Origin of the sequence: Variovorax glacialis (assembly GCF_051216375.1) — a bacterium.
In the GTDB taxonomy this organism is placed as follows: Bacteria; Pseudomonadota; Gammaproteobacteria; order Burkholderiales; family Burkholderiaceae_C; genus Variovorax.
The window spans coordinates 159,077-175,730 of the sequence record NZ_JBPJZT010000003.1 but is presented as its reverse complement, the minus strand read 5'-3'; the positions used below and the strand labels follow the sequence as shown (position 1 = coordinate 175,730).

Genomic DNA, 16,654 nt, shown 5'->3' with positions numbered 1-16,654 from the left:
CCATGACTGCGCCCTCCGCCAGCGCGCTTGCGCGCTCCTCCTCCCTTTCCACGCCGTTCTCGCTGAAGGACTTCCTGCGCAGCTTCATGCTGTTCGAGTTGTTCAAGGGACTGGCCATTACCGGCAAGTACGCCTTCAGCCGGAAAATCACCATCCAGTTTCCCGAAGAGAAGACGCCGTTGTCGCCGCGCTTCCGCGGACTGCACGCGCTGCGCCGCTATGAAAACGGCGAAGAGCGTTGCATTGCCTGCAAGCTCTGCGAGGCCGTGTGTCCGGCGCTCGCGATCACGATCGAATCCGATGTTCGCGATGACGGCTCCCGCCGCACCACGCGCTACGACATCGACCTGACCAAGTGCATCTTCTGCGGATTCTGCGAAGAGAGCTGCCCGGTCGACTCGATCGTCGAGACCCACATCTTCGAATACCACGGTGAAAAGCGCGGCGACCTGTACTTCACCAAGGACATGCTGCTCGCCGTCGGCGACCGCTACGAAAAAGAAATCGCCGCCAACAAGGCGGCTGACGCCAAGTACCGCTGAAGCGCTGAGTTCCAGCCTAGCCCGAAACTCGCAACGAATTCGCTCCATGGACGTCAAGACCGGTCTGTTCTATCTGTTTTCCGCGGTGCTGCTGTTTGCAGCCTTCCGCGTCATCACTGCGCGCAACCCCGTGTATGCAGCGCTTTACCTGGTGCTGGCTTTCTTCCAGGCATCGGCCATCTGGCTGATCCTGCGCGCCGAGTTCCTGGCGATCGCGCTGGTGCTCGTCTACGTCGGGGCCGTGATGGTGCTGTTCCTCTTCGTCGTGATGATGCTGGACATCGATGTCGAAGGTCTTCGCGAGGGCTTCTGGCGGCATTTCCCGCTCGCCGCCGGCGTCGGGGCGCTGATCGCGCTCGAGATGGCCGCTGTGCTGATGGGCGGCTTCCGCCTGAGCGCACCGAAGAGTCCGCTCGCGTCCGGCCCCGACACGTCCAACACGCTCGAACTGGGCAAGCTTCTCTATACCGACTATCTCTATCCGCTCGAGATCGCGGCCGTGATCCTGCTGGTCGCCATGTTCGCGGCGATCGCGCTGACGCTGCGCGCCCGCAAAGACAGCAAGTACGTCAACCCGTCCGACCAGGTCCGTGTGAAGGCGCGGGACCGCGTGCGCATCGTGCAGATGCCGGTGACGCGTGCGGCGGAGCCCGTCGTCGAACAACCCTCGGCAGCAGCGGAGACCAAGGCATGACGCTCACGCTCGGACACTTTCTCTCGCTGGGCGCGATGCTCTTCGCGCTCTCGGTCATCGGGATCTTCCTGAATCGCAAGAACCTCATCGTGCTGCTGATGTGCATCGAGCTGATGCTGCTGGCCGTCAACATGAACTTTGTCGCGTTTTCGTACTTCCTCGGCGACATGCACGGTCAGATCTTCGTGTTCTTCATCCTGACGGTCGCGGCCGCGGAGTCGGCGATCGGACTGGCGCTGCTGGTCCTCTTGTTCCGCAACAAGTCGAACATCAACGTCGACGAACTCAACGCGCTCAAGGGCTGAAGGATTTCTCATGAGCGCAACACTTTCCGCATCCACACTGCTGGCGGTACCGCTGGCGCCATTGGTCGGCTCCGTCGTGGCCGGCATCTTCGGTACGAAATTCGGCGGCGCCTTCCTTGGCCGGCGCGCGACGCATTCGCTGACCATCCTCGGCGTGCTGATCTCCTTTGTCCTCTCGGTGATGACGCTCAACAGCGTCGTCAACGACGGTGCCCGCTTCAATGCCACGATCTACGAGTGGATGACGATCGGCAGCCTGAAGATGGAAGTCGGCTTCCTCGTCGATGGTCTCACGGCCTTAATGATGTGCGTGGTGACCTTCGTGTCGCTGATGGTGCACATCTACACGATCGGCTACATGGAGGAAGACGAGGGCTACAACCGCTTCTTCGCGTACATCTCGCTTTTCACCTTCTCCATGCTGATGCTCGTGATGAGCAACAACATGCTGCAGCTGTTCTTCGGCTGGGAAGCCGTCGGCGTGGTGTCCTATTTGCTGATCGGCTTCTGGTACAACCGGCCGACCGCGATCTTCGCCAACCTGAAGGCTTTCCTGGTCAACCGCGTGGGTGACTTCGGCTTCATCCTGGGCATCGGCCTCGTCGCCGCCTATGCCGGGACCTTGAACTACGGCGAGACCTTTGCCAAGGCGGATGAGCTGGCGAAGCTGAGCTTTCCGGGCACCGAGTGGATGCTGATTACGGTGATCTGCATCTGCCTGTTCATCGGTGCGATGGGCAAGAGTGCGCAGTTTCCCCTGCACGTGTGGCTGCCCGACTCGATGGAGGGCCCGACCCCGATCTCCGCACTGATCCACGCCGCGACCATGGTCACGGCGGGCATCTTCATGGTGGCGCGCATGTCGCCGCTGTTCGAGCTGAGCGATACGGCCTTGAGCTTCGTTCTGGTGATCGGCGGCATCACCGCGCTCTTCATGGGCTTCCTCGGCGTCATACAGAACGACATCAAGCGCGTGGTCGCCTACTCGACGCTGTCGCAGCTCGGCTACATGACAGTCGCGCTCGGCGCGTCGGCGTATTCGGTCGCGATCTTCCACCTGATGACGCACGCGTTCTTCAAGGCACTGCTGTTCCTCGGCGCCGGCTCGGTCATCATCGGCATGCACCACAACCAGGACATGCGGTGGATGGGGGCGTTGCGCAAGTACATGCCGATCACCTGGATCACATCGCTGGTGGGGTCGCTCGCTCTGATCGGCACGCCCTGGTTCTCGGGCTTCTATTCCAAGGACAGCATCATCGAAGCGGTCCACGAGAGCCATCTCTGGGGCTCTGGTTTCGCCTACTTCGCCGTACTGGCCAGCGTGTTCGTCACGGCCCTGTATTCGTTCCGCATGTACTTCATGGTCTTCCACGGCAAGGAACGCTACGACCAGAACCCGGATGCGCACCACCACGGGGCCGATGACGGTCACGGACATCATGACGACCACCACGAGCCGCACGAGTCGCCGTGGGTGGTGTGGGTGCCGCTGGTGATGCTGGCCATTCCGTCGGTCGTGATCGGCTACATGACGATCGAACCCCTGCTGTTCGGTGATTTCTTCAAGGGTGCGATTGTCGTCGGCGAAAAGCATGAAGCCATGAAGGAATTGGCCGAAGCGTTCCACGGCCCCATGGCCATGGCATTGCACGGTCTCACTGCCGCGCCGTTCTGGCTGGCGCTGTCCGGTGTCGTCGTGGCCTGGTATCTGTATCTGGTCAATCCGGCCGTGCCCGCCAAGATCAAGCGCGCGTTCGGTCCGATCTATCGCCTGCTCGAGAACAAGTACTACATGGACTGGTTCAACGAGAACGTGATCGCGCGCGCCACGCGTGCGCTGGGCACCGGCCTCTGGAAGGGCGGGGACCAGGGCATCATTGACGGTGCGATCGTGAACGGTTCCTGGAAACTGGTCGGCCGCATCGCCGGCGCCGTGCGCTGGCTCCAGTCGGGCTACATCTATCACTACGCTTTCGCGATGCTGCTGGGCATCTTCGTCCTCATGACGTGCTTCGTCTGGTTTAAACGGTAAGCGGCTCTCGCTGGAGAAAAACAAAAATGGGTTTGTTGAGCCTTGCCATCTGGATGCCGATCGCCTTCGGCGTGGTATTGCTGGCGTTCGGTCGTGACGAGCATGCGAGAGGCGTGCGCTGGGTTGCACTTGTCGGCTCGGTTGCGAGCTTCCTGGTCACCTTGCCGCTCTATTCGCGCTTCCAGACCGGAACCGCGGCGATGCAGTTCGTCGAAAAAGAAAGCTGGATCGAACGCTTCAACATCAGCTATCACATCGGTCTGGACGGGATTTCGTTCTGGCTGGTGCTGCTGACCGCTTTCATCACAGTCGTCGTGGTGATCTCGGCGTGGGAAGTGATCACCGAGCGCGTGAACCAGTACATGGGCGCGTTCCTGATCCTGTCCGGTCTCATGATCGGCTCGTTCTCGGCGCTCGACGGCGTTCTGTTCTACGTCTTCTTCGAGGCCACGCTGATCCCGATGTACCTGATCATCGGGATCTGGGGCGGCCCCAACAAGATCTACGCGGCGTTCAAGTTCTTCATCTACACGCTGCTGGGCTCCCTGCTCATGCTGGTCGCCCTGATCTACCTGTTCAACAGGTCGGGTGGCAGCTTCGACATCCTGACCTGGCACAAGCTGCCGCTGACCGCCAGCGAACAGACCTTCCTCTTCTTCGCCTTCTTTGCCGCATTCGCGGTGAAGGTGCCGATGTGGCCAGTCCACACGTGGTTGCCGGACGTGCACGTCGAGGCGCCCACCGGGGGCTCCGCCGTGCTGGCCGCGATCATGTTGAAGCTCGGTGCGTACGGCTTCCTGCGGTTCTCGATGCCCATTGCACCCGATGCCTCGCACGAATGGGCCTGGCTCATGATCACGCTCTCGCTGATCGCGGTGATCTATGTCGGCCTGGTAGCCCTGGTACAGCAGGACATGAAGAAGCTGGTGGCTTATTCGTCAGTGGCGCACATGGGCTTCGTGACACTGGGCTTCTTCATCTTCAACGACCTCGGCATTGCCGGCGGCATCGTGCAGATGATTGCGCACGGCTTTGTGTCCGGCGCGATGTTCCTGTGCATCGGCGTGTTGTACGACCGCGTGCACTCGCGGCAGATCGCGGACTACGGCGGCGTAGTCAACACCATGCCCAAGTTCGCGGCCTTCGCACTGCTGTTTGCCATGGCCAATTGCGGCCTTCCTGCCACCGCCGGCTTCGTCGGCGAATGGATGGTGATCCTCGGCGCGGTCAAGGCCAACTTCTGGCTCGGCCTCGGCGCCGCCACTGCGCTGGTCTTCGGCGCGGCCTACACGTTGTGGATGTACAAGCGCGTCTACCTCGGCCCCGTCGGCAATGAGCACGTCAAGGAATTGAGCGATATCAGCTCACGCGAATTCCTGATGCTGGCGCTGCTGGCGATTGCCGTGCTCTGGATGGGCATCTATCCGAAGGTCTTCACGGACGTGATGAATTCTTCCGTGGCCGAACTGCTCAAGCACATGGCAGTTTCGAAGCTGCCTTGAGTCCAAGCTGAACAAGAGAACGAGATGATTGACAAACTCAGCTGGATGACGATCTACCCCGAGGTGGTGCTGCTGGTCGCGACCTGCGTCATCGCATTGCTGGATCTGTCCACCACCAGCCCCCGTCGTACGGCCACCTACATCCTGACCCTGATGACGCTCGCCATCGTGGCGGTGCTTTGCGGGTTCAATGCCTCCACTGGCAAGACCATCTACGGCTTCGGCGGCATGGTGGTGAGCGATCCGATGGGCAACTGGCTCAAGTGCTTCGCGACCGTCGCCCTGATGATGACGCTGGTCTACGGACGTCCGTACTCGGCAGATCGCGGCATGCTCCGTGGCGGCGAGATGTTCACGATCAGCATGCTGGCCCTGCTCGGCATGTTCGTGATGATGTCAGGCAGCAATTTCCTCCTGATCTACCTGGGCCTCGAACTGCTGACGCTCTCGAGCTACGCGCTGGTGGCGCTGCGCCGCGACAACGCCGTCGCGAGCGAGGCAGCAATGAAGTACTTCGTGCTGGGCGCCATGGCGAGCGGCTTCCTGCTCTACGGCCTTTCGATGATGTACGGCGCGACCGGTTCGCTCGACATCAACGAGGTTTTCAAGGCCATCGCGAGCCGCAAGGTGAACCACCAGGTGCTGGTGTTCGGCCTGGTCTTCATCGTGTCTGGTCTGGCCTTCAAGGTCGGTGCGGCGCCGTTCCATATGTGGGTGCCGGACGTCTACCAGGGCGCACCCACCGCAGTCACGCTGATGATCGGTGCGGCGCCTGAATTGGCAGCTTTCGCCATCATCATCCGCCTGCTCGTCGAGGGCCTTCTGCCGCTCGCGATCGACTGGCAGCAGATGCTTGCGTTGCTTGCGATCGCCTCGTTGCTGGTCGGCAATCTGGCGGCCATTGCGCAGACCAACCTCAAGCGTATGCTGGCCTATTCGACGATTGCACAGATGGGCTTCATGCTGCTCGGTCTGGTCGCGGGCGTGGTCAATGGCAACACGTACAACGCGCAGTTTGCGTACAGCGCCTCGATGTTCTACATCGTGACCTACGTTCTGACCACGTTGGCGAGTTTCGGCATCATCCTGCTGCTTGCACGTGAGGGATTCGAAAGCGAAGAGATCACCGACCTCGCGGGGCTGAACCAGCGCAGCCCGCTCTATGCCGGCGTGATGGCGATCGCGATGTTCTCGCTGGCCGGTGTGCCGCCGCTCGTCGGCTTCTACGCGAAGCTGGCCGTGCTTCAGGCGCTGATCGCGTCCGGCCAGGCGATGTATATCGGGTTGGCGGTGTTCGCGGTCGTGATGTCACTGATCGGCGCGTTCTACTACCTGCGTGTGGTCAAGGTCATGTATTTCGACGCGCCTGTGACCGCCACGACCGTTTCGGCACCGCGTGACGTTCGTACGGTGCTCACGCTCAATGGCGCACTGATCCTGATCCTCGGCATCCTGCCCGGCGGCCTCATGACGCTCTGCGCGCAGGCGATCGTGGCCACGCTGGCCACCTGATCGCGGTCGTGTCGCAGGCTGCGTCGGTCTGGATGGTATTGTTGGTCGCCCTGACGGCGGCCAACTTGCCGTTCATCACCGATCGCTTGCTGGGACTGGTGCCACTCCCGGCGCGCCGCAAGTCGCTGGCTATGAGGCTGGGCGAACTCCTGTTTCTTTATTTCGTCGCGGGTGGCATCGGCCTGCTCTTCGAAAGCCGTGCCGGCCAGATTTCCTCGCAAGGGTGGGAGTTCTACGCGGTCACCGGTGCCTTGTTCATCGTGCTCGCGTTTCCAGGGTTCACCTGGCGCTACCTACTCAAACACCGGAGATAGGCGGAGATGGACGATTCACATCTGAAGGAAGAAGTCGCATCGAGCGAGATGCTCTTCAAGGGCAACTTCCTCCAGGCCAGGCGTGACACCGTTCGATTGCCGGATGGACATACCGCGACCCGCGAATACATCATTCATCCCGGGGCCGTGGTCGTGGTGCCGTTGCTCGATGACGGCCGCGTCGTCCTCGAGCGCCAGTTTCGGTACCCCGTTGGCCATGTAATGACCGAATTTCCCGCCGGCAAGCTCGATGCGGGCGAAGACCCGTTGCTGTGCGGACAGCGCGAACTGCTCGAGGAAACCGGCTACACAGGCAGCGAGTGGGCGCACGCGGGCGCCATGCATCTCGCTGTGGCCTATTCGACCGAGATCATCCATATCTACTTCGCACGGGGCCTCTCGCTCGGCGCGCGGCAACTCGACCATGGCGAATTCCTCGACGTGATCACGGCGACGCCCGAGGAACTGATGGGTTGGTGCAGGGACGGCACGGTGTCCGATGCCAAGACGCTGACTTGCACGCTCTGGTTGCAGAACGTCCTTTCCGGCGCATGGGTGCTCGACTGGAAATCGGCGTGATGTCCGATCGCGCCGGATAATCGGCGCATGAAGGTCCTTAACCTGCAGTGCGCGCACGGCCACGGCTTCGAAGGGTGGTTTGCGTCGCACGAAGCTTTCGAAACCCAACTTGCTTCAGGGCTCGTGGAGTGCCCCATTTGCGGCGACACGGCGATCACCAAGCTGCTGGCGGCGCCGCGCCTGAATCTGGGCGGTACCAAGCCGTCTCCCGAAACGCCCCCTGTGCAAGCCGTGGAGAACACGCCCGAGGCCCGTTGGTTGCGGGCGGTTCGCGAAGTGATTGCCCAGACCGAGGATGTGGGTGAACGCTTCGCCGACGAGGCGCGCAAGATGCACTACGGCGAAGCCGAAGAACGGGGCATTCGCGGCCAGGCGACGCGCGAGCAAGCCCAGACATTGATCGACGAAGGCATCTCCGTGTTCTCTTTGCCCCTGCCGGCAGCGCTCAAGGAAACGCTGCAGTAGCCGGCCGAGGCGCCGCCGCCGACCTCAAGCGGCGAACTGCAATGCCGCCAGACGAGCGTACACGCCATTCTGGGCAACCAGGGCCGCATGCGTACCCTGCTCGACGATCCCCCCGTGGTCCAGCACCAGGATGCGATCGGCTTTCTGGACCGTGGCGAGCCGGTGCGCAATGACGATCGTCGTGCGGCCGGACATCGCGGATTCCAGCGCGGCTTGGACCATGCGCTCGCTCTCGGCGTCAAGGGCACTCGTCGCCTCGTCGAGCAGCAGCAGCGGCGGATTCTTCAGGATGGCGCGCGCGATCGCGATCCGTTGGCGCTGGCCGCCCGACAGACGGACGCCTCGCTCTCCGAGGAATGTGTCGTAGCCTTCGGGCAGCGCCCTCAGGAAACCGTCCGCGAAGGCGGCCTTGGATGCCGCGTGCACTTCTTCCGCGCTCGCGTCCGGACGGCCATAGCGAATGTTCTCGAAGGCGCTAGCCGAGAAGATCACCGCGTCCTGCGGCACCAGGCCGATGCGTGTTCGAAGTTCGTCCAGCGACAGCGATACGAGCGGGGCTCCGTCGAGCGTGATTCGCCCGGATTGCGGGTCGTAGTAGCGCAGCAGCAGCTGAAAGACCGTACTCTTGCCGGCACCGCTCGACCCGACGAGCGCTACCGTTTCCCCCGGCGAAACGGACAGGCTGAAGTCCCGCAGGGCGTGCGTGCCCGGACGGGAAGGGTAATGAAAACTCACGGAATCAAGGCTCACCGCACTTCCGGCTTCGGGGATCGGAGCCCGTACAGGCTGCTCGGGCGACAGGATGACGGGCTTGGCATGCAGCAGTTCCATCAGCCTCTCGGTGGCGCCGGCGGCGCGCAAGAGATCGCCGTAGACCTCCCCGAGCACGGCCGCCGCGCTCGCAAGGATGATCACGTAGACCACGGTCTGGCCGAGGTGGCCAGCGGTAATGTCCCCGTGCAGCACAGCCTGGGTCCCTTGGTACAGCCCCCAGAGCAGCGCCGCCGACGTCGCGATGATGATGAAGGCCACCAGAACGGAGCGCGCCTTTGTACGGCGCACTGCCGTGCGGAACGCGCTGTCGGTCGAAGCGTCGAAGCGGGCCGCTTCGCGGCTTTCGGCGGTGTAGCTCTGCACGACCGGGATGGCGTTCAGCACCTCGGCCGCAATGGCGCTCGAATCGGCCACGCGATCCTGGCTGGCGCGGGAGAGCTTGCGGACGCGACGCCCGAACCACATGCTCGGCAGGACCACCAGCACCAGGATGCCGAGCACCTGCACCATCACATAGGGGTTGGTCCAGATCAGCATGGCCAGGGCGCCGACGCCCATCACCGCGTTACGCAATCCCATGCTGAGCGAGGAGCCGACCACTGTCTGGACCAGGGTGGTGTCGGCCGTGAGGCGGGACAGCACTTCGCCGGTCTGCGTGGTTTCGAAGAACACCGGGCTCTGGCGGAGGACGTGCGCATAGACGGTGTTGCGGAGGTCGGCCGTCACGCGTTCGCCAAGCCAACTGACGGTATAGAAGCGCGCTGCCGAAAAGACACCCAGGGCGACGGCAACGGCGAAAAGCGCGACGAAGTGATCGCGCAGCGCCATCGTCTGCTCGCCTCTGCCGCCGGGCACCAGCCCGCCGTCGATCAGGCTGCGAAGCGCTACCGGAAACACCAGCGTGGTCGCCGCTGCCAAGACGAGGAAAACGGCCGCCAGGCCAATCTGGACACGGTAGGGCCGCATGAACGGGGCCAGGCCGGACAGCGACTTGGGAGCGCCTGTGCCGGGCGAAGGAGAAGCAGGGGAAACCATGGCGAGATTCTAGCTAACGGTTGCCCGCTCAAAAGTCGCCTTGACAGTAATTGTCGCGGCAACTAATATTCAGACATGTCTGATTCAAAGCATCCCGATCCGGCGGGTCCGGCAGGCGATCTGCCTGAGGTCAAGGCCTTCTACAAGGCGGAGAACTATCGCGCCGAGGAAAGCATTGGCTACATGATGCGGCGCATCCTGACCGCCGTGGGTCAGTCCGTCGAACTCCACATGTGCGAGCCGGGCGGCCCGACCTATCCGCAGTGGGTCCCGTTGCACAAGTTGCACATGGGCCAGGCGACGACCGTCGCGGAACTGGCCCGCGAATGCCAGCTCGATACCGGCGCCATGACCCGGCTCCTCGACCGCCTGGAGGCCAAGGGCCTGTGCCGGCGGGTGCGTTCCGTGGCCGATCGGCGCGTGGTCAACATCGAACTCACCGACGAAGGTCGCGCCGCAGCGGAAGAGGTGCCCCATGTGCTCAGCCGCGTGCAGAACGAGCACCTTGCCGGATTCACCAACGAAGAGTGGCAGCAACTCAAGAGCTATTTGCGCCGCATTCTCGATAACGCACAGGCCCTGTCGGCCCGTGGAGAAAAAGATGACTCGACTCCTTCCTGAAGGCGCTTTGCGCCATAAGACCGCCGTGGCGGCCGCGGTGTTCGCGCTGGCGCTGGCCGGCTGCGCGAACATGGGCAATACCTCATCCCAAGCCACGCTTCGCGACGCCGCATCGCTGGGCCTTACGCCCGCGCCGGCCACGCCGTCCGCACCTGCCATCAGCGCAGCCGCCCCGACCGTCGATAGCCAATGGTGGCTTGCATTCGGGAATGCGCAGCTCGACGCGCTGGTCGCCCAGGCGATCCAGGGCAATCCGAGCTTGCAAGTCGCGCGCGCCCGCCTGGCCCGCGCACAGGCCAATGTCTCCGTGACCGAAGCTGCCGACAAACCCCAGATCAATGGCGCGCTCGACCTGACCCGCCAGAAGTTCAGCGGCAACTACATCTATCCGGCGCCGCTGGGTGGCTCGGTCCAGGAGACCGGAGCACTTCAACTGAACGGCAGTTGGGAACTCGACTTCTTCGGCAAGAACCGCACCGCGATCGAAGCCGCCATCGGCTCCGCCAACGCTACGAGCGCCGACGCCGACGCCGCGCGCATCCTGCTCGCCAGCAATGTCGCCCGCAGCTATGTCCAGTGGGCTCGCCTGCACGATCAACTGGCTGTCGCCGAGCGCACGCTTGCCCAGCGGGAGGAAGTCTTCAAACTGGTGCGCGACCGTGTGGCCGCGGGCCTCGATACCCGCCTGCAGTTGAAGCAGAGCGAAGGTGCCATTCCGCAGGCACGCCAGCAGATCGAGTCGTTCCGCGAGCAGATCGAGATCGCACAGCATGCGCTCGACGCGCTGGTCGCACAGCCCGGTGCGACTGCCGCGCTCGTTCCGCCGGCGCTCGGCAGCCTCAAGACGATGGCACTTCAGCCGGTCATCCCCGCCAATCTGCTGGGGCGTCGTGCGGATATCGCCGCCGCCCGCTGGCGCGTCGAAGCGGCGACCAGCGACGTCGCCAACGCGAAGACCCAGTTCTATCCCAACATCAATCTCGTCGCGTTCGCCGGCTTCTCCAGCATCGGCGTCGACAACCTTCTCAAGTCAGGCAGCCAGCAGTGGGGCGTGGGTCCCGCCATCCGCTTGCCGATCTTCGAAGGCGGCAGGCTGCGCGCCAACCTGCGCGGCAAGGAAGCCGATCTGGACGGCGCCATCGAGAGCTACAACTCGACCGTGCTCGACGCCGTGCGCGACGTGGCCGACCAGGTGACGAGCGTGCAATCGGTCGTTCGCCAGCAGGTCCAGCAGCGCGAGTCGCAGGATGCGGCCGAAGCCGCCTACGACATTGCCGTGCAGCGCTACAGTGCAGGTCTTGGCAACTTCCTTGACGTGCTGACTGCCGAAACCACCGTACTGCTTCAGCGCCGCGAAGGCGTGGATCTTGCGGCACGTGCGCTCGACAGCCAGGTTGCTCTCGCACGTGCGCTGGGCGGAGGCTGGCAGCCCACCGCCGACACCACCGCCGCCGCCGAATCCGCGCCCAAACACCCCTGAACATCGCCTTGACGCCGAAAGACATTGCCATGGAAAACAACAACGTCGCCAACCCCGTCGCACCCGAAGCGCCGGCCCCCAACAACAAGCGCCGCCGCGCGCTGACCGCACTCGCATCGATCGTCGTTCTCGCCGGCGCAGGGTGGGGTGTGTACGAGTGGCTGGTCGCCAGCCACTATGAATCGACCGACAACGCCTACGTGCAGGGCAACGTGATCCAGATCACCCCGCAGATCGGCGGTACCGTGATGGCGATCATGGCGGACGACACCGACCTCGTGAAGGCCGGTCAGCCGCTCGTGCAACTCGACCCGTCCGACGCCAAGGTGGCCCTCGACCAGGCCGAGGCGGCGCTCGCGCAGGCCGTGCGGCAGGTTCGCACCCTCTACGTCAACAACGCATCGCTGGCGGCCCAGGTGTCGCTGCGCCAGGCCGACATCGTCCGCGCACAGAGCGACATCGCCCGCGCGCAGGACGACCTCAAGCGCCGGCAGGCGCTGTCGGGCAACGGTGCGGTGTCGAAGGAAGAACTCAACCACTCCGAAACCGCGGTGGCCAATGCCAAGAGCGCCCTTGCAGCCGCACAGGCCAGTGTGCTGGGCGCGCGCGAACAGCTCGCGAGCAACCAGTCGCTGACCGAAGGCACCAGCGTCGAACAGCATCCGAGCGTTCAGGCCGCCGCAGCCAAGGTGCGCGAGGCTTATCTCGCCACGCAGCGCGTCGCGATGCCGGCGCCGGTCGAAGGCTACGTCGCCAAGCGCACCGTTCAGCTCGGCCAGCGCGTGTCCGCCGGCACGCCGATGATGTCGATCGTGCCGCTGAACCAGCTGTGGGTCGATGCCAACTTCAAGGAAGTGCAGCTGCGCAACATCCGCATCGACCAGCCCGTGAAGCTCACGGCCGACCTCTACGGCAAGAAGGTCGAGTACAGCGGCCGCGTCGCCGGGCTTGGCGTTGGCACCGGCGCGGCCTTTGCGCTGCTGCCCGCGCAGAACGCGACCGGCAACTGGATCAAGGTGGTTCAACGTGTGCCGGTGCGCATCGCGCTCGATCCCGAGCAGCTCAAGGCCAACCCGCTGCGCGTCGGACTGTCGATGGACGCCGAGATCGACGTGAGCCAGAAGGGCGGCAAGATGCTCGCCGACGCACCGCGTGACAGCGCGCTGGTCCAGACGCAGGTCTACAGCAAGCTCGACCACGGCGCCGACGCCGAAGTCGAACGCATCATCGCCGCCAACATGGGCCGTGATGTTCCGCGCAAGGCGCCGGCCTCCAACTCGAACAATCACGGCACACCGGCGCCCTCGCAGGGTCAGCCCGGCTGATCGATCCGGCGCGCACGATGTCGAACGCCCCGGTTACCCAGCCGCTCCCGCCGCTCGAGGGCGCCGCCCGCCTGTGGGGGACGATCGCGCTCTCGGCCGCGACCTTCATGAACGTGCTCGACACGTCGATCGCCAACGTCTCGCTCCCGGCCATTGCGGGCGACCTCGGCGTCAGCTCGACCCAGGGCACCTGGGTCATCACCAGTTTCGCGGTGTCGAATGCCATCGCCGTGCCGCTCACCGGCTGGCTGACGCAGCGCTTCGGCCAGGTGCGGCTGTTCATGGCCAGCGTTCTGCTGTTCATCATCACGTCGTGGCTGTGCGGCCTGGCGCCCAACATGACGATGCTCATCGCGTTCCGCGCGCTGCAGGGTTTCGTCGCGGGGCCGATGATCCCGCTGTCGCAGACGCTGCTGCTATCGAGCTATCCGCGCGCGAAGGCAGGCCTTGCCATGGCGATGTGGTCGATGACGACGCTGGTGGCGCCCGTCATGGGACCGCTGCTGGGCGGCTGGATCACCGACAACATCTCGTGGCCCTGGATCTTCTACATCAACATCCCGGTCGGCCTGCTCGCCGCGGCCATCACCTGGGGTCTCTACCGCAAGCGCGAAAGCGGTACGCGCAAGGTGCCGATCGACGGCATCGGACTGGCGTTGCTGGTGCTGTGGGTGGGCTCGCTTCAGCTCATGCTCGACAAGGGCAAGGAGCTCGACTGGTTCCATTCGCCGGTGATCCTGACACTTGCCGTGACGGCCGGTGTCGGCTTTGCCTTCTTCCTCGTCTGGGAGCTGACGGACAAGCATCCGGTGGTCGACCTGCTCCTGTTCAAGCGGCGCAACTTCTGGTCGGGCGCCTTCGCAACGGCGGTGGCCTATGGCCTCTTCTTCGGGAACGTGGTGATCCTGCCCCTGTGGCTGCAGCAGTACATGGGCTACACGGCCACGCAGGCCGGCATGATCATGGCGCCTGTCGGCATGCTGGCGATCTTCTTCTCGCCCATCGTCGGCCTCACCGTGGCCAAGGTCGATCCGCGCCGCTATGCGACCTTCTCGTTCCTCGTGTTCGCGCTGGTGCTCTGGATGCGGTCGAACTTCAATACGCAGGCCGACTTCTGGACCATCATGATCCCGACGATCATCCAGGGCGTGGCGATGGCGTTCTTCTTCATCCCGCTGGTCACGATCACCCTGTCGGGCCTCACGCCGGACCGGATCCCGGCGGCATCGGGCCTCTCCAACTTCCTGCGGATCACTGCAGGCGCGATCGGAACCTCGACCGCCACCACCGTGTGGGAGAACAGGGCGGCGCTGCACCATGCGCAACTGGTCGAATCGGTCACCCAGGGCAGCGGCGCCGCGAGCAGCGCCATCGCCGGCCTCGGAGGCACCGGTTTCAGCCCCGACCAGGTGCTGGGCCAGCTCAATCGCATGGTCGACCAGCAGGCGTTCATGCTGGCGTCCAGCGACATCTTCTACGGCTCCGCCATCCTGTTCCTCGTCCTCATCCCCCTGGTCTGGCTGTCCAAGCCCACCCGCGGCCCCGCCTCCGCCGACGCTGCCGCTGGAGCGCATTAGAGCCCACCCCCAGGCTGCACGCACTTCGTGTCGCTTCGCCACCCCCCTTGCAGGGGGCGTTGCCTGCGGCCCGGCGAAGCCGGTTCCGCGGCAACCCACGCAGTGGGGCGCAACTACGCACCAATAACCGTCCAGGGCAAGCGCAGCGAAGCCCGTTCGCGGAACACCGCGGAACCGGCTTTGCCGGTCCGCTGGTGTTGCCCCCGGCAGGGGGGAGGAGAGCGACACGAAGTGCGCGAGCCTGGGGGCGAGCTAGGCATTTGCCCCAGTAGGCAAGTTTTTGCGGCGCTGCAAACAATGCGGTCCGCGCAACCATGGTGGTGCGCACAGATGGACTGCATGACTGATTTTTCCTGCCAGCACACGGGCGACCGCGCGAGATGAGCGACATCATTCTCGAAACACGCCAGCTCACCAAGGAATTCAAGGGGTTTACCGCGGTCAGCAAGGTCAATCTTTCGGTCGTCCGGGGATCGATCCACGCGCTGATCGGCCCGAACGGCGCCGGCAAGACGACCTGCTTCAACCTGCTCACGAAATTCCTCGAGCCGACCTCCGGCACGATCCTGTTCAACGGGCAGGACATCACGAACGAACGTCCGGCGCAGATCGCGCGGCGCGGGATCATCCGCTCGTTCCAGATTTCCGCGGTGTTTCCGCATCTCACGCTGCTCGAGAACGTGCGCCTGGGCTTGCAGCGCGCGCTCGGCACGTCCTATCACTTCTGGAAGAGCGAAAGATCGCTCACGCCCCTCAACGATCGTGCCCGCGCGTTGCTGGCCGAGGTGGGTCTCGAAGACCTGGCTGACGAATTGACGGTGAACCTGCCCTATGGCCGCAAGCGTGCGCTGGAAATCGCGACCACGCTGGCCATGGAGCCCGAACTGATGCTGCTCGACGAGCCGACGCAGGGCATGGGCCACGAAGACGTCCATCGCGTGGCCGAACTCATCAAGCGCGTGTCCGCCGGCCGCACCATCCTGATGGTGGAGCACAACATGAGCGTCGTCTCGACCATCGCCGACACCATCACGGTGCTGCAGCGAGGTGCCGTCCTGGCGGAGGGGCCGTACGCCGAAGTCTCGAGAAATCCGCAGGTGATGGAAGCCTACATGGGCACCACCGACGGCCAGCTGCAAGGGGCGCACTGATGGCGACGCCCGCGCTCGAAATCAAGGGATTGCAGGCCTGGTACGGCGAATCGCATGTGCTGCATGGCGTCGACATGGTCGTGCAGCCCGGCGAAGTCGTCACGCTCCTGGGCCGCAACGGCGCCGGCCGCACCACGACGATGCGTGCGGTCCTCGGCCTCACGGGCGCCCGCAAGGGCAGCATCAAGGTCAACGGCACCGAAACCATCGACATGGCGACGCACCGCATCGCCCATCAGGGCATCGGCTATTGCCCGGAAGAGCGCGGCATCTTCGCCAGCCTCTCGTGCGAAGAGAACCTGCTGCTGCCACCGGCGCTGAAAGCTGCGGGGCAGGGCATGTCGGTGGACGAGATCTACGCGATGTTCCCCAACCTGGCCGAGCGCCGGAACAGCCAGGGCACCCGTCTGTCGGGCGGCGAGCAGCAGATGCTGGCCGTCGCGCGCATTCTTCGCACCGGCGCCAAGCTGCTGTTGCTCGACGAGATTTCAGAGGGGCTCGCGCCGGTGATCGTGCAGGCGCTCGCGCGCATGATCCACACACTGCGCGGCAAGGGCTACACGGTCGTCATGGTCGAGCAGAACTTCCGCTTTGCGGCGCCGCTGGCCGACCGCTTCTACGTCATGGAACACGGCCGCATGGTCGAGGCCTTTGGCGCCGCCGAACTCGAGGCCAAGATGCCGGTGCTCAACGAGCTGCTCGGCGTCTGAATTTCTCAACCCCTTGATTGGAATGGAGACCCC

Annotated in this window: 16 protein-coding genes; 15 read left to right on the top strand and 1 reads right to left on the bottom strand. The window is 64.0% G+C overall.

The annotated features are described in order from the left end of the window. The first annotated feature begins 2 nt into the window (after nt 1–2). From nuoI to ACSFBL_RS09380, 9 genes are read left to right on the top strand one after another with little or no spacing between them, the layout of a single operon-like run. The gene (gene nuoI, locus ACSFBL_RS09420; protein ID WP_435515512.1) at nt 3–542 is read left to right on the top strand and encodes an NADH-quinone oxidoreductase subunit NuoI; all 540 of its coding nucleotides are present in this window, start codon (nt 3–5) and stop codon (nt 540–542) included. Between the two features lie 46 nt (nt 543–588). Then, complete coding sequence (locus ACSFBL_RS09415; RefSeq protein ID WP_435515511.1) at nt 589–1,236, top strand: NADH-quinone oxidoreductase subunit J; 648 nt, start codon at nt 589–591, stop codon at nt 1,234–1,236. After that, complete coding sequence (gene nuoK / locus ACSFBL_RS09410; RefSeq protein ID WP_028248920.1) at nt 1,233–1,541, top strand: NADH-quinone oxidoreductase subunit NuoK; 309 nt, start codon at nt 1,233–1,235, stop codon at nt 1,539–1,541. Before ACSFBL_RS09415 ends, nuoK begins: the two co-directional genes overlap by 4 nt. 10 nt (nt 1,542–1,551) lie before the next feature. Beyond that, nucleotides 1,552–3,576: an NADH-quinone oxidoreductase subunit L gene (gene nuoL, locus ACSFBL_RS09405; protein WP_435515510.1), complete on the top strand. Its 2,025-nt coding sequence runs from the start codon at nt 1,552–1,554 to the stop codon at nt 3,574–3,576. Between the two features lie 26 nt (nt 3,577–3,602). After that, nucleotides 3,603–5,078 (top strand): NADH-quinone oxidoreductase subunit M, encoded by a 1,476-nt coding sequence (locus ACSFBL_RS09400; protein ID WP_435515509.1) that lies wholly within the window; start codon nt 3,603–3,605, stop codon nt 5,076–5,078. 24 nt (nt 5,079–5,102) lie between these two features. Beyond that, nucleotides 5,103–6,590, top strand: coding sequence for an NADH-quinone oxidoreductase subunit NuoN (gene nuoN, locus ACSFBL_RS09395; protein WP_435515508.1), 1,488 nt, complete (start codon nt 5,103–5,105; stop codon nt 6,588–6,590). An 8-nt stretch (nt 6,591–6,598) separates the two neighbouring features. Beyond that, the gene (locus ACSFBL_RS09390) at nt 6,599–6,904 is read left to right on the top strand and encodes a DUF2818 family protein (protein ID WP_435515507.1); all 306 of its coding nucleotides are present in this window, start codon (nt 6,599–6,601) and stop codon (nt 6,902–6,904) included. A 6-nt stretch (nt 6,905–6,910) separates the two neighbouring features. Further along, nucleotides 6,911–7,483, top strand: a complete 573-nt coding sequence (locus ACSFBL_RS09385; protein ID WP_435515506.1) for an NUDIX domain-containing protein — start codon at nt 6,911–6,913, stop codon at nt 7,481–7,483. Nucleotides 7,484–7,510: 27 nt separating this feature from the next. Beyond that, the gene (locus tag ACSFBL_RS09380) at nt 7,511–7,948 is read left to right on the top strand and encodes a DUF1178 family protein (RefSeq protein WP_435515505.1); all 438 of its coding nucleotides are present in this window, start codon (nt 7,511–7,513) and stop codon (nt 7,946–7,948) included. A 24-nt stretch (nt 7,949–7,972) separates the two neighbouring features. Here the strand turns inward: ACSFBL_RS09380 and ACSFBL_RS09375 are convergent, their stop codons facing one another. Continuing rightward, nucleotides 7,973–9,757, bottom strand: a complete 1,785-nt coding sequence (locus ACSFBL_RS09375) for an ABC transporter transmembrane domain-containing protein (protein WP_435515504.1) — start codon at nt 9,755–9,757, stop codon at nt 7,973–7,975. A gap of 75 nt (nt 9,758–9,832) precedes the next feature. Here ACSFBL_RS09375 and ACSFBL_RS09370 point away from each other — a divergent pair, with 75 nt between their 5' ends. The 6 genes from ACSFBL_RS09370 (at nt 9,833) to ACSFBL_RS09345 (ending at nt 16,621) form a co-directional block, all read left to right on the top strand. After that, a complete protein-coding gene (locus ACSFBL_RS09370) occupies nt 9,833–10,378 on the top strand; it encodes a MarR family winged helix-turn-helix transcriptional regulator (RefSeq protein ID WP_435515503.1) in 546 nt (181 codons plus the stop codon). Beyond that, nucleotides 10,359–11,858, top strand: a complete 1,500-nt coding sequence (locus ACSFBL_RS09365) for an efflux transporter outer membrane subunit (RefSeq protein ID WP_435515502.1) — start codon at nt 10,359–10,361, stop codon at nt 11,856–11,858. Before ACSFBL_RS09370 ends, ACSFBL_RS09365 begins: the two co-directional genes overlap by 20 nt. Before the next feature lie 29 nt (nt 11,859–11,887). Then, nucleotides 11,888–13,183, top strand: a complete 1,296-nt coding sequence (locus tag ACSFBL_RS09360; RefSeq protein ID WP_435515501.1) for an HlyD family secretion protein — start codon at nt 11,888–11,890, stop codon at nt 13,181–13,183. A gap of 17 nt (nt 13,184–13,200) precedes the next feature. Then, the gene (locus ACSFBL_RS09355; RefSeq protein WP_435515500.1) at nt 13,201–14,760 is read left to right on the top strand and encodes a DHA2 family efflux MFS transporter permease subunit; all 1,560 of its coding nucleotides are present in this window, start codon (nt 13,201–13,203) and stop codon (nt 14,758–14,760) included. A 380-nt stretch (nt 14,761–15,140) separates the two neighbouring features. Further along, nucleotides 15,141–15,911, top strand: coding sequence for an ABC transporter ATP-binding protein (locus ACSFBL_RS09350; protein ID WP_435515499.1), 771 nt, complete (start codon nt 15,141–15,143; stop codon nt 15,909–15,911). After that, entirely contained in the window at nt 15,911–16,621 is a 711-nt protein-coding gene (locus ACSFBL_RS09345; protein WP_435515498.1) for an ABC transporter ATP-binding protein, read from the top strand. Before ACSFBL_RS09350 ends, ACSFBL_RS09345 begins: the two co-directional genes overlap by 1 nt. Nucleotides 16,622–16,654: the final 33 nt, after the last annotated feature.